Here is a 14,489-nt window from a genome sequence, read left to right on the forward strand (position 1 = left end):
ACAGGATGAGGACGGCGCGCACTGTATCAAATAGCCATCTAGAAATAAACAGCGCAAAGCAAATAATGCGCCAATTTGATATTTTGTACACAAAAAAATTAATGTTTTTACTATAGATTTACAGAATAACAAGTAAATCGGGCCAGCTGGCTAGGCCCTAGAGGAAACCTGAAAAGCTGAAGTATCCTGCTTTTCAGGTGGTGATGATTAGCTTTTAGTGCGCTTGCTCCCAGTTTTCGCCGTAATCAGCTTCAACCAGTAACGGTACATCCAGTTCGGCCGCCTCACTCATCAGCGTACAAATATGCTCGCTAAACGCCTGTGCTTTGTCCGCTTTGACTTCAAACACCAATTCATCGTGTACTTGCATAAGCAACTTCACGTCATCCGTACTTTGCTGTACTAACCATTGATGTACTTTGATCATCGCTTTTTTGATTATATCAGCCGCGGTCCCTTGCATCGGTGCATTAATCGCTGCACGCTCAGCCGCTTTGCGACGAGCACCGTTTCGCGCTTTAATATCAGGTAAATACAAACGACGTCCGAATAAGGTTTCAACATACCCTTGCTCTGCGGCCTTCTCTCGAGTGCTTTCCATATAATCCAACACGCCCGGGAAACGTTCGAAGTACTTGTCCATATAGTGCTGCGCTTCGTTTCTTGGAATATCCAGTTGACGCGATAGGCCAAACGCACTCATGCCGTAGATCAATCCGAAGTTAACCGCTTTTGCTTTGCGTCGCATATCTGAGGTCACTTCATCTAGTGGCACAGAAAATACCTCTGATGCAGTTGCACTGTGCACATCTTTCCCTTCTGCAAAGGCATTGAGTAACCCTTTGTCTTGGGACAGGTGTGCCATGATGCGTAATTCGATTTGGCTGTAATCCGCCGCTAGGATCACATGTTCTGTATCTGCTACAAACGCTTGACGGATACGACGCCCCGCTTCATTACGAATTGGAATATTTTGTAGATTAGGATCGCTCGAACTTAAACGCCCAGTTGCTGTTACCGCTTGATGATAAGAAGTATGCACACGCTGCGTGTCGTCATTCACCAACTTAGGCAATTTATCTGTATACGTCGATTTAAGTTTTGCTAAGCCTCGGTGCTCAATGATCAACTTAGGTAATGGGTAATCATGCGCCAGCTCTTGTAACACTTCTTCCGCTGTAGACGGCGCTCCTTTTGGTGTTTTTTTCAGTATTGGCAGTTCCAGCTTCTCAAACAAAATAGCTTGAAGTTGCTTGGTAGAGCTCAGATTAAATTCCTCTCCCGCTAAATCAAAAGCTTCTTGTTCAAGCTCAGCCAAGCGTTTTTCAATCTCAAGGCTTTGCTCTGCGAGCATCCCGCCATCTATTTTCACACCGGTGCGCTCTATAGCGGATAACACGTTAACCAGTGGTAGCTCTATTTCATTGAACACGTTTAACAATGAAGGCTCTTTTTCAAGCAATGGCCACAAATGCTGATGAAGTCGTAGAGTAATATCCGCATCTTCGGCAGCATAAGGTGCAGCTTTGTCCAACTCAATTTGGTTAAAAGTCAGTTGCTTTTTGCCTTTGCCCGCAATGTCTTCAAAGCTAATTGCTTTGTGCCCAAGGTACTTCAGTGCCAATGAATCCATGTCATGGCGAGTACCCACGCTGTTAAAAACATAAGACTCTAACATGGTATCAAAAGCGATGCCGTTTAATGTAATACCTGCACGTGCCAGAACACTCTTATCATACTTGAGGTTTTGGCCTACTTTCTTGATGGTTTCATCCTCAAGAATTGGTTTCATGTACGAAAACACCAGCTCTTTACTTAACTGCTCAGGTGCCCCTACATAGTCATGCGTCAACGGTAAATATGCCGCCTCCCCCGCCTCAACAGCGAAACTCATCCCCACTAAATCAGCCTGCATATAATCAAGGCTCGTCGTTTCAGTGTCAAACGCAACGACTTCTGCCGTTTTTAACTTTTCTATCCAAGCTGTTAATTGTGGTTCTGTTAGGATCGTTTCGTAGTTGCCTTCCACAGCAGCAGGTGCACTCACTTCTACTACACTTTGTTTATCTGCACTTGAAGTCTTGCCATCAAGTAGCTCAGCCAACCATCGTTTAAACTCGCACTGACCATAAAGTTCAACCAAGCGGTCTTTATCCATCTCTTGAATCTTAAAAGTTTCAAGATCTTGCTCAACTTCGCAATCAAGCTTAATGGTGGCCAGCTCATAGGACAGATGTAACTGGTCTTTATGCTCTTCAAGCTTTTTCGCCATGCCTTTGGATCCTCTGAACCCAAGCGGCGCAATCTGATCTAAATTAGCATATAACGACTCTATCGAACCTAGGCCTTGTAGCATAGCCAGCGCCGTTTTTTCTCCAACACCCGGTACACCTGGAATGTTGTCGACTTTGTCACCCATCAAGGCGAGGAAATCGATAATCAGCTCAGGACCTACGCCAAATTTCTCAACCACCCCCGCAGGATCTAGCACGGTGTCTGTCATCGTATTAATCAAAGTGACATGCTCATTTACTAACTGAGCCATATCTTTATCACCTGTGCTGATCAAAACATGACGTTGTTGCTCAGCCGCGATACGCGAAAAAGTACCGATGACGTCATCAGCTTCAACACCACTTATGCTGACTAGAGGGAGGCCCATTGCCTTAATAATTTCATGGATGGGCTCGATTTGTGTCCTTAGATCATCAGGCATAGGCGGCCTATTTGCCTTGTATTCAGAATACATATCATTTCTGAATGTGGGCCCTTTCGCATCAAAGACAACAACCATATGACTAGGATCAAACTGCTTTAACAAGCTTTTTAGCATGTTAATGACGCCATAAATTGCGCCCGTCGCCTCACCTTGAGAATTGGTTAAATGCGGTGGCGCATGGTACGCACGAAACAAATAGGAAGAACCATCCACCAAAATTAAGGGATTTTCTGGGATCTGAGGCATAATATTTGGGATCCTAATTATAAATATTTAAAAGCTCGCTAAGAATGCCACAAGGATTAGCATAAAACGAGAGGAGCGCAATGTTACTTATCGAGGAAAAGCTGTGGATAACTCTGTAGATAAACATAAGGGTACCGTGAGCTCAATCTATTAAGCCCCTAAAAATATACAGCAACCTATTGATAAATAATAAAAAACTACAGATAAATATTTTTTATTTTTAATTGGACATTTGTGGAAATGTCGTTCCTAATGTATTTTTCTCACTAAGACAGTGGCGAGAAAACAACCTGATTTTTTCAGGCGGAGGCGTATACTAACACAAACGATCAAAGATCAAAGCAGATCCTTTATATTTTTTTTCACACTCGACATTCTTACATTGAATATAGCAGGCATAACAGGCCTCAGGAGATAAAACATGAAACAAGTTGCGATCATTTTTAGTGGTTGTGGCGTTTTTGATGGCGCTGAAATTCACGAATCTGTGCTTACGATGCTGCATTTAGAACGCCATGGCATCACGTATAAGTGTTTTGCACCAAATATCGATCAACATCACGTGATCAATCACCTTACTGGCGAAGAGCAAAATGAAACCCGTAATGTGCTTACGGAAGCTGCAAGAATTGCCCGTGGTGATATCACAGATTTAGCGCATTTAAATCCAGATGATTTCTCTGCACTGGTACTCCCAGGAGGGTTTGGAGTAGCCAAAAATTTATCTGACTTTGCTTTTAAAGGGGCTGATTCGCAAGTATTAGACGCACTAAAAAACACCTGCCAGCAATTTAACAAACAACAAAAACCCATTGCTTATTTATGTATTGCACCTGCACTAATAGGCCATATCCACCAACAAGGTACATTAGCAACGATTGGTACAGACGCAGATACGGCAGCCGCTGTCACTGCAATGGGTGCTGAACATGTGAACTGTGAAGTCACTGATATTGTTGTGGATGAGCAGCAACAAGTGATTAGCACACCGGCATACATGCTGGCTGCAAATATCAGCGAAGCATCTGCGGGAATCGAAAAAGCAATTGCACGCCTAGCCAAATTTATAAACTAATTTCGAACAAAAATTACTTGGTTTTAAGCATAAAATGCCAAATCTTTGCCCTAACGCAATAAAAGTTGTTTTTTATACGCTTAAGATCAAGTTTACATTTTTGATAAATTAGTTGGTGACGTTATACTCAATTTGGAACCGTCATCCGTCGTGCTTCGAGATCGAAGACATTAAATTTGAAGTGAGCAAGGTAAATGAAGAAACTGTCAGCAGCACTCTTAATGCTATCCACGGCCGCCGTCGCACAGCCGTATGATAATTCTCTAACCGAAGAAGCCATTAAAAAGCGTTTAGAACCGATTGGTTCTGTCTACTTAGCTGGCGCAGAAGATACAGCCGCTGCTGCCCCTACAGGGCCGCGTACAGGTGAGCAGATATATCAAGCTTCTTGTTTTGCCTGTCATGGCACAGGCGCATTAGGCGCACCAAAAACAGCTGACGACTGGGCTGCACGACTGACTAAAGGTTCTGATGTGTTACTTGATCACGCTATTAATGGCTTCAATGCTATGCCACCTAAAGGCACTTGTATGGACTGTAGCGATGAAGAAATTGCGGCAGCAATTGAGTTTATGATCAAATAAAATTTGTACAGATAAGCGAGACAAGCGCTCGCTTATTTCTTTCAAATCAGGCAAAATATTGGACTGGAAACTTTATTAAAATTTTACACTTGACCCTCCATGTCAAAAATGAAAATATAAAGTTTAATAAATAAACAATAATAGCCTTTGGTTTAATCATTGGAAGATCAAAACGACGTTGCAATTCGCAAGTTAACTCGAAAGAATCGCCGCTTAGAGTCCTTGTTGAAAAAATACAAACAAAACTATCACTTGCAACATGCCCTGATCCAGCTCTCTGAACAGGCTAGTACTGTTGCCGAGCTTACTCTTCTATACCCTGCAATTCACAGTATTCTAGAACAACATCTACCTAGCAAAAGCTTTTATGTAGTATTGCAGAACCAATTTACACAAACCCTAGAACTGTCTTATTTCGTCGATGAAAAAGACGGCATATCAGTGCCTTTGCACGAATCACATCATTTTGATCAAGGGGTTACAGGCTACGTTTTTGAACATAAACAGGTGCTGTATTTAACAAAGCAACAAATGCAGCAAATGATTGATGAGGGCAAGTTTAAAGCGCTAGGAAGTCCTGCTGAGCACTGGGTAGGCGTCCCGATCTTTAGAGATGACAATATTATTGGCGTAATGGTGTCACAAAGCTATCAAGCTCAGCAAGCATACAGCGAACATCAAATTGAGTTGCTTGAAGTGATGTCACTTTATTTGGCAACAGCCATTGAACGGGTTAAAAAACGCGAGTTACTCGAATCAGAGGTAAAAATCCGTACACGTGCGCTTATGCAAAGTAATGATGCTTTGAATAAAGAAATTGAACAACGCAAGCGTGCACTCGAAAGACAACAGATTCTCTTTAAAATCTCGGAATTAGCGACACAATTTAGTGACATCGACGATGTCTACAAGCAGGTGCATAAGATTATTCGCTCGATCACGTTTGCCAATAATCTATATATTGCCCTCCATGACAAAAGCTCAAATTGGCTTAGCTTTCCTTATTGTATCGATGAAGTCACAGAATACCGACCACGCCCTTTTGCCAAAGGCTATAGTGAGCTTGTTATTACCACGGAGCGCAGCCAACTCATAGATACAAAAAGAGCGGGCGTATTAATCGAAGGCGGGGTTGTCAAACGTCCGCCTGACTACGATCATTTAGAAACAGCCACCAGCTGGCTTGGCGCGCCCTTAAAAACCGCACAAGGTGTGATAGGTTTAATTGCATGTCAGGCTTATAACCACGAATATGAGTACAATCATGAAGATGTTGAGCTGATTTCATTTGTTTCTAATCAAATCGCATCGGTATTACAAACACATTTAGCCAATCAAGCTCTCAAAGCGAGTAACCAAGAGCTTGAGCATCGCGTCGCCGAAAAAACCAAAGCATTGAGACAAACCAATTTGCATTTACAAATGCAAATTGAAGAGCGGAAAAAAATTGAGCAACAGCTTTATCACGATGCACACCATGACCCCTTAACCAGTCTGCCAAACCGCAGTCTGTTTTTGACACAGCTCGAAAAAACGCTGCAAAAGTACCAACGCTACCCCGAGCACAACTTTGCCGTATTATTTATCGATTTAGATAAATTTAAAGTCATCAATGACGAACTTGGCCACCAAGCTGGCGACCAATTTTTAATTTGGGTGAGTAAAGCATTTTCCGAGTGTATTCGCGAACACGATTTACTTGCGCGTTTGGCTGGTGATGAATTTGTGATCTTGTTAGATCATTTAACAGACAAACAGCAAGCTGAAGATGTCGCTAAGCGACTCATTAGAGTCATGCAACAGCCATTTTGCATGAAAGGTGTATGCATGCAAAGCGGTGCCAGTATTGGCATCACTTACAGTAACAAGCACTATAAAAATACCGATGAAATTATTCGCGATGCAGATGCGGCGATGTATTACGCAAAAAATGCGGGACGTGGTCGCTATGAGTTTTATCACCCACTACTCACGGCATCGACGAGCAGTGCAAACAAACAGACTGAGCGCCACCATTTAACCGCCTTACCAACACACTTTAGAAGTACGGAGATTGTGGATTTTAGCAATCAATCTCAACAAATAGTGACACTTGAAGCCTTTGGTGAACACCCTGTGCTAGGCAGCACTAGCTTTGATATTTTGAAGAAATTTGCGGCGGCTCAGGACGAACACTTAGATATTGAACTTGACCTGTTGAGTAAAGCGCAAGAAATTGCCGCCAATTATCAGCAAGATGTGTTGTTCGCATGTTCGACTATCATACTTGAATCCTCCGCTTTCACTCTTTTAAAACAACGACTGAGCAAAAGAAATTCGCAACTATGCCTAGTCTTTGATGAAAATGAAGTGCGCTACGCCTCTAGTGTACAAATTGAGAATTTAAAGGAATTGACTCAGTTGGGGGTGAACATTGGATTGAATGACTTTGCCAAAGATCGCTGTGATTTGGCTTTTTTAAGTAACATCGACTTCAAGTACGTGTTGTTAAGTTCAGTGTTCAGTAAACGCGTGTTGCAGCAAAATAGCTACGACATTCAACTGCAAGGGATCTTGGCAATTACACAGTTAAAAGCCATTCAAGTTATCGCCAAAGGGCCAGCGATATTAAACTTCAGAAGCCTGCTCGAAAAACATGGATTGCAGTTATTTTTCGGAAAACAGCAAAACCTTAAAAGCACCCTCAAGGGTGTCAGTAAGGCTGACACCCAAGAAACACTAACGTTTTAGCATGGCACGAAGATTTGCGACTCTGGCTTGACCTTTTTCCATTCGCTCTGATTGCGAGACCACCGCTTTTTTCCCTTCAAATTCGAGGTCGTCTTGAGGTAGCTCTTGCACAAAGCGACTTAACTCAGGCGTGATCTGCTCACCGAATTGACGACGACTTTTCGCATAGGTCAGCGTCAGCGTCTGCTGGGCACGGGTGATCCCCACATAAGCAAGGCGACGCTCTTCCTCAACATTGTCTTCATCAATACTGGTTTGATGGGGCAACAGCCCCTCCTCCATACCCACCATAAACACATGTGGATATTCCAAACCTTTGGAGGCGTGCAACGTCAGTAACTGGACCGCATCGCTTTCGTCTTCTTCCTCGTTACGCTCCATCATGTCCCTCAGCGTTAGCTTTGTCACCACCTCGGGTAATGTCATAGGCGGATTATCAGCATCTCCTGTCAACATATCACTGATCCAACGATACAATTCAGAAACGTTCTTCATCCTCATTTCCGCAGCCTTTGCACTGGTGGAAGACTCATAGAGATACGTTTCGTAATTGATCTCTCTGATCATATCCTTGACCGCTTCCAATGTATCACCGCGTGTTGCTCTATCACTTAACTCAACTACCCAACGGCCAAAGCCAGCCAGTGCGTTAAAGCCTTTTCCAGTCAAGCGCTGAGTCAAATCAGGATCAAAGCAAGCTTCAAATAAACTGATGTGTTTATCATTAGCGAGGCTGCCCAACTTTTCGAGCGTCACGGGGCCGATTTCTCGCCTCGGTGTATTTACAATACGAATGAAAGCATTGTCATCATCTTGATTCACTAGCAAGCGTAGATAGGCCATGATGTCCTTTATCTCACTGCGAGCAAAAAACGACATGCCGCCGCTGATCTTATATGGAATACGGTTGGCCATCAGCGCTTTTTCAAACACACGGGCTTGGTGATTACCGCGATATAGAATCGCGTAATCTTTATAGCTGGTACGCTTCATAAATTTATGCGAAATAATCTCCGCAACCACACGCTCCGACTCATGTTCTTCATCTCGAGTTGCAATGACTCTGAGCGGATCACCATAGCCCAACTCACTGAATAACTTTTTTTCAAATTCATGAGGGTTATTCGCGATGAGTATATTGGCCGATTTCAAAATTCGGCCTGCACTGCGGTAGTTTTGCTCTAGTTTTATCAACCTGAGGCCCGGAAAGTCTTTACTTAAGAGCACGAGGTTTTGAGGTTTAGCGCCACGCCAAGAGTAAATGGACTGGTCGTCATCTCCCACAACCGTAAAGCGAGCCCGTTCACCAACAAGTAGCTTTACCAACTGATATTGACTGGTGTTGGTATCTTGATACTCATCCACCAACAAATATCGAAATTGATTCTGCCAACGCTCTCGCACTTCAGCAGAGCTGCCCAGTAACAAAGTCGGGACCATTATCAAGTCATCGAAATCCAATGCATTGTAGGCGCGCAGTTGGGTTTGATAACGTGCATATAGTTGAGCAAAAAGTGCTTTTTGCGGCTCTCTCGCTTCTCTAATTGCACGCTCTGGCAAAATCAGATCATTCTTCCAGTTGCCAATTTGCATTTTTAGCAGATTAAGCAGATCTTTGTCTCTGTCTAACTCTTTTTCTGTCAGTTCAGCCAACAGCTGACCCGTGTCCTGATCGTCAAACAGCGAAAACCCAGGTTTATACCCTAACGTTTTCACCTCTTTTTTTATGATGTTAAGGCCCAAAGTGTGGAACGTTGAGATCCATAATCCCTTTGCATCCTGTTTACCAAGAGTTTGAGAAACACGCTCACGCATTTCTTTTGCCGCTTTGTTGGTAAATGTGACGGCCGCAATATTACGAGCTTTGTACTCACAGTGTTGGACAAGATAGGCTATCTTGTTTGTGATTACACGCGTTTTACCTGAGCCTGCGCCTGCTAATACGAGACAAGGGCCGCTAATATATTTAACAGCTTCATCTTGCTTGGGATTAAGTTTCATAAAAGGTGTGTACTTTGCCTACTAAGCCGCTTAGTTTATCGTATAAAGCGATTAATACCAATTGCGATAATGGGTACTTTTACTTTCACATCAACAGGGGGCAATTGCCGCCCATTGTTCTATGAAAAGGCGTTTAATGGTTAATGACTTTACGGTAAGATACAGATTATCAACTAGCTACGAGGCCAACTCATGATAAACCCTGCAAAAATCGAAGAGATTGCAAAACAGATCTCAAGCAATATGCCACAAGGTGTACGCAATTTAGCAGAAACGTTCGAAACCAGAACCAAGCAAGCCATTCAAGCAAAGCTCACTGAAATGGATTTTGTAAGTCGCGAGGAGTTTGACATTCAAAGCAAGGTATTGATCAGAACACGAGAAAAGATGACAGAGCTTGAAGCAAAAGTCGCCGAGCTGGAAGCAAAATTAGCACAGCAAAACGACTCTGACGCGTAACCCAAACATCGCTGCAAAAATCACCTTGCAATGAGCAAGCGTCTATTCAACACCCTGTTGACTACGAGTCAGTAAAGACAGCATGGCTTGCTCATACTTCGATGATAACACCGCTTCGGAACCCACGGCTTGAATTAGTTCCTGTAATAAACCATCCGCGAGTCCATATACCCAACCATGAACTTGCAGCGCTTGGCCTCTGTCCCATGCATCTTGGACGATTGCAGTTCTGCACACATTGCGAACCTGTTCAATCACATTTAACTCGCACAGCACATCACTGCGTTGTGACTCCACAACTTCACGCAAGACCGCTTGATGTTTTTCTTTGATATCAACCACGTGCCTAAGCCAGTTATCGATTAAACCAAACTTAGCGCCATCCAGAGCCGCTTTAACACCACCACAGCCGTAATGTCCCACAACCATAATATGCTTTACTTTTAGTACCTCGACAGCGTACTGCATGACAGACAAGCAGTTATGATCAGTATGCACAACAACATTAGCCACATTGCGATGCACAAACAATTCGCCAGGAAGTAAGTCCACAATTTCATTGGCGGGCACTCTCGAGTCTGAACAACCAATCCATAAATAATCTGGATTTTGCTGCATAGACAAGGTTTTAAAAAACTCTGGGTCACGGGCTTGGGTGCGCTGCGCCCATTGCCGATTGTTGTTTAACAGGTGTTCTAAATGGCTTTTTTCCTGTTGGCACATTGCTCTCTCCCATAATGTGTTAGCGCTTTACCGCTTGGATCAATAAGTTCCTTGGTGTTAGAGATTTTTCACAAAACTGCTTCAAAGTCACATCATACCCAGCAGCCTGCAAATATAAAACCCTGTCTAACACTAACCATAATTCAATTGCTCGTCTAAATGCATGCCTGACAAATTCTATACGCTCTGTGATTTGCTGTCTCTGTCTCGCGACTTCTAAATACGCACCATAGTCGATATCCTCAGGCAGAGAAATACCCTTTTGATTCGCCGCCCAGTGGCAGAATTCATCGAACTCTCCGGAAAATATCGCCTTATTGACAGAAGGCACGCTGACATATTTATCGCTGTGAGTGATCTCACGACGCAAGGCATCAAACGCCAGACGCCAAAGCACTTCTTTTTTACGAACCTTTCCTACTCGTGTTGGTGCCGTGACCGTTTCTTGCAGTGCCAGTTTCATATCATTGTGAGTGAGCTTCAACAAACTCTGTTTAGCCGCATCGCTCATTGGCTCATACTGCGCAGGCGTGAATAGATGATAGCAACAAGGGGACAGACTAATTTTTTCACACCCTGCTTTAGATGCTTCACTCATAAAGTTTTGGTGCAATTTGCCACATGCATGCAAAGCAACAGCATGTTGTTGTGGTCTAAAATACTGTTCAACTGGATCTTGCAAGATGTCTGCACAGTGAAATGTCATCGACAAGTGTTGTTGCTGAGCACTTTCAGCACCCTGTGCACATAAATGCGCTTGCAGCTCAACACTGTCTACGTGAGGAACACCGGTGAACGCCATAATGCGACCTAAGTGACCTTTGCCCGCACACCACTCCAATACTGGCAAGCTGTGTTCATTTAAAGCGCCGACAAAATCTTGCAACTGATTAACCTTGCGACCTTTAATTCCATTACTCAACCAAAATGGCAGCGTAGGCCTTTGCGGTTTAAGCGTATCTACTTCAATCAGTTTCGCTATTTCATTCAATTGCGGGATATAGTTTGCAAGTGCCCGCTGCAAAGCACTTTGATCCATATCTAATGCATTCAAGTTTACGTCGCTCAATTGAGTCAAGTAATCATCTAACTCTGGCCATGGTGTGCAAAGGTGGTCAAATGCCAATAGCTGCCAATATTGACGCGTTTCATAAAGTAGTTGGTCAAGAGCCTTAAAGTGCGAAACAAAATTAGAAGTCATAAGTTTGAAGTGTTACTACATTTAGCCATGCATTGTAATCTATCCCTCGAGTCTTGGAAAACCTCGTATCCTGCCTCTTCGGCTATCGCCTTACTTCTAATTGATCATAAAGTGTTTTTTTTTGAACAAGACAAGATGAATATACATTGGAATACAGAGCAAGCTCAGGACCACAGCCAAAGTAAGCATCCAAGACCAACTCAACTCTCCTTCACTGTCATCAGCATAGAGAAACATGCCCTTGTGCTCGTGAAAGCCCACAACATCCAAATGATAAAGCTGTGCAATCCACTGCCAACGCGCCACAGACATATTACCAAGCGGGATCCCGGGCGCCTTAATAAAAGGCAAGAGCTTATCAGCCTCACTGGCTAACTCTTCAAAGCTTTTGTCTTTTGCATAGTATTTTGTCACTTGCAACGCTTCATCGAGATTGGCCAGTGCATAGCGCCATCCTCTTAAACTGGCACTGCGAAACTTTGCCACCATTTCAGGGCGATACTTATATACATCTTCTGAGGTAAATAAAATATCCGCATATACATTAATTCCGTAGTGCTTTGGACAGATCTGCCGTGTTGCAACCCCTTGTTGAGACATTTTGTAAGGCTCGTTAGAAATATAGACCTGAAGGGCATCAAATTTGCCTGCTTTAAAATCCGCCAACGGTTCCAACCCCGAATAGATAGGCAGTTTTTCAATATCAATGCCTGCGCGCTCCAACATCAATACCAGCTCAGCGCCTTCGCTGCGCCCCAAATGACTAATCCGTTTATTTTGAAAGTCTTTAGGCAGATAAATGTCACTGTCGGCACGTACCATCCAACAATAAGGAGAAGATTGAAATATGGAGGCTAAAGCCACGAGTGGTTTGCCCAACAAGCGCTGCTCTAATATTCCTGAGTGGGTCACACCAAACTGTGCTTGCCCAGAGAGCACTTTAAACTGCTCATCAGGATTGTGTTTTTGCGCTGGTACAATATTAACGTCTAACCCTGCTTCGCGATAAAACCCTTTCTGCTTTGCCAGATAATACCCTGCGAATTGAAACTGATGTACCCATTTCAACTGCAAGGTAACCGGTTCAAGCGCAAACACATTTGAACTGAAAAATACGAGCATAACAAATGGAAGGAAGCGGTGTTTCATAGGCAGTCCCTTGTATACATAGTCACACTATAGAAGCCGAAACACCGATTGAAAAGTCGCTTAACTCACTTTGCGAGTATATTCCTCATTGGACTGTAAATATTGAGAAAAACAAGGGTTGTTTGTTTCATCTTGGTAATAATACCCAAGCCGCTCAAGATGCTCTTCGAATTTAGGACATTCTTGCGGACCAAGTTCAAACCCTGCCAATACTTGCCCTTTTGCCGCGCCGTGATTGCGGTAGTGAAACAACGTAATATTCCATTCACTGCCTAAAGTTTCAAGAAATCTCAGTAAAGCACCTGGATACTCAGGAAATTCAAATCGCAGCAAGCGCTCCTCAAGGGCAACGGGAGGTTTACCTCCAACCATATAGCGAATATGTAGCTTGGCTAATTCGTTGTCAGATAAATCCGTAAATACATAACCGTTGTCACAGAGGCTATTTTGTAACTCACGTAACTCAGCTTCTCCCTCGCGTAATCCGACCCCAACAAATATTTGTGCTTCTCTGCCACCTGCATAACGATAATTAAACTCGGTAATTGAACGGCCACCTAACGTTTGGCAAAACTGTTTAAAGCTACCTTTTTGTTCGTCTATCGTCACGCCAAATAATGCTTCGCTTTTGGCCCCCAGCGCTGTTCGCTCTGCAATGTAGCGTAATCTATCAAAGTTTAGATTTGCGCCAGACAATACTGCCGCCAATGACATACCTTGCACAGTATTTGTCTCACACCATCGCTTTAGGCCAGCCAAGGCAACCGCTCCAGATGGCTCGGCGATTGCGCGCGTCTCTACAAAGATGTCTTGCACTGCTGCGCAGATCTCATCGGTTGAGACCACCACAACCTCATCACAGTACGTCTGTGCCAAACGAAAGGTCTCTTCACCAATTTTTTTTACGGCAATACCGTCAGCAAAGCTACCAACTTGGTCCAGCTCTACGGGTCTCCCTTTTTCCATTGCTGCATGTAAGCAAGCACTTTCTGTGGCCTCTACACCTATGATTCGAATATCCGGCCGCAAGGATTTAATGTACACCGCCATGCCAGCCAATAGACCGCCACCGCCAACAGGAATGAACACGGCATCCAGCTTATCAAGTTGCTGCATCATTTCACGCGCAACAGTCCCCTGCCCCACAATGACATCTTTGTCATCAAACGGTGGGACAAATACCCCAGCTTCACGCTCGCATAATTCTTTTGCGTGGCTATTTGCCGCATCAAAGTGATGGCCATGCAAAATAACATTCCCACCCAAGTTGCGCACAGCATTCACCTTAATTTCAGGTGTTGTTACCGGCATCACGATCGTGGCTTTATGACCTAGGTGCGCCGCACTCAAAGCCACGCCTTGCGCATGATTTCCTGCCGAAGCCGTTACAACATGAGAATGCGCTGGAAGTTGGCGTAGTTTGTTGAACGCTCCACGTAATTTAAACGAGTATACCGGCTGCTGATCTTCTCGCTTAAGCCAAACTTGGTTTGCTAACTTTTTAGACAGTCCAGTTAAACTACTTACATCCGTATGTCTTACCAAAGGCGCCATATTCGCTTGGATTATGGCTCTAAAATAGTCTAGCTCCTGTGCCACCAT

10 protein-coding genes are annotated in these 14,489 nt (G+C 43.8%); 4 read left to right on the forward strand and 6 right to left on the reverse strand.

Annotation, left to right across the window (positions count from 1 at the left end):
* Positions 1 to 214: 214 nt before the first annotated feature.
* A complete protein-coding gene (polA, locus tag A7985_RS19980) occupies positions 215 to 2,965 on the reverse strand; it encodes a DNA polymerase I (RefSeq protein ID WP_065792243.1) in 2,751 nt (916 codons plus the stop codon).
* A 421-nt stretch (positions 2,966 to 3,386) separates the two neighbouring features.
* Here polA and elbB point away from each other — a divergent pair, with 421 nt between their 5' ends.
* The 3 genes from elbB (at position 3,387) to A7985_RS19995 (ending at position 7,354) form a co-directional block, all read left to right on the forward strand.
* Positions 3,387 to 4,040 (forward strand): isoprenoid biosynthesis glyoxalase ElbB, encoded by a 654-nt coding sequence (gene elbB / locus A7985_RS19985; protein WP_065792244.1) that lies wholly within the window; start codon positions 3,387 to 3,389, stop codon positions 4,038 to 4,040.
* 194 nt (positions 4,041 to 4,234) lie between these two features.
* The gene (locus A7985_RS19990; RefSeq protein WP_065792245.1) at positions 4,235 to 4,624 is read left to right on the forward strand and encodes a c-type cytochrome; all 390 of its coding nucleotides are present in this window, start codon (positions 4,235 to 4,237) and stop codon (positions 4,622 to 4,624) included.
* A gap of 159 nt (positions 4,625 to 4,783) precedes the next feature.
* On the forward strand, positions 4,784 to 7,354 hold the full coding sequence (locus A7985_RS19995) for a diguanylate cyclase domain-containing protein (RefSeq protein ID WP_065792246.1): 2,571 nt from the start codon (positions 4,784 to 4,786) through the stop codon (positions 7,352 to 7,354).
* Here A7985_RS19995 and rep read toward each other — a convergent pair.
* On the reverse strand, positions 7,343 to 9,355 hold the full coding sequence (rep, locus tag A7985_RS20000; RefSeq protein WP_065792247.1) for a DNA helicase Rep: 2,013 nt from the start codon (positions 9,353 to 9,355) through the stop codon (positions 7,343 to 7,345). The genes A7985_RS19995 and rep overlap by 12 nt on opposite strands.
* A 192-nt stretch (positions 9,356 to 9,547) precedes the next feature.
* Between rep and ubiK the strand changes: the two genes are divergently transcribed.
* A complete protein-coding gene (gene ubiK / locus A7985_RS20005) occupies positions 9,548 to 9,814 on the forward strand; it encodes a ubiquinone biosynthesis accessory factor UbiK (RefSeq protein WP_065792248.1) in 267 nt (88 codons plus the stop codon).
* A 42-nt stretch (positions 9,815 to 9,856) separates the two neighbouring features.
* Here ubiK and can read toward each other — a convergent pair whose 3' ends face one another.
* From can to ilvA, 4 genes are all read right to left on the reverse strand, one after another.
* The gene (gene can / locus A7985_RS20010) at positions 9,857 to 10,537 is read right to left on the reverse strand and encodes a carbonate dehydratase (RefSeq protein ID WP_065792249.1); all 681 of its coding nucleotides are present in this window, start codon (positions 10,535 to 10,537) and stop codon (positions 9,857 to 9,859) included.
* Positions 10,538 to 10,556: 19 nt separating this feature from the next.
* Entirely contained in the window at positions 10,557 to 11,738 is a 1,182-nt protein-coding gene (locus A7985_RS20015; protein ID WP_065792250.1) for a methyltransferase, read from the reverse strand.
* 96 nt (positions 11,739 to 11,834) lie between these two features.
* On the reverse strand, positions 11,835 to 12,887 hold the full coding sequence (locus A7985_RS20020) for an ABC transporter substrate-binding protein (protein WP_065792251.1): 1,053 nt from the start codon (positions 12,885 to 12,887) through the stop codon (positions 11,835 to 11,837).
* Positions 12,888 to 12,947: 60 nt separating this feature from the next.
* On the reverse strand, positions 12,948 to 14,489 hold the full coding sequence (ilvA, locus tag A7985_RS20025; RefSeq protein ID WP_065792252.1) for a threonine ammonia-lyase, biosynthetic: 1,542 nt from the start codon (positions 14,487 to 14,489) through the stop codon (positions 12,948 to 12,950).

The sequence above is a fragment of the Pseudoalteromonas luteoviolacea genome (assembly GCF_001696455.1).
Taxonomy (GTDB): Bacteria; Pseudomonadota; Gammaproteobacteria; order Enterobacterales; family Alteromonadaceae; genus Pseudoalteromonas; species Pseudoalteromonas luteoviolacea_C.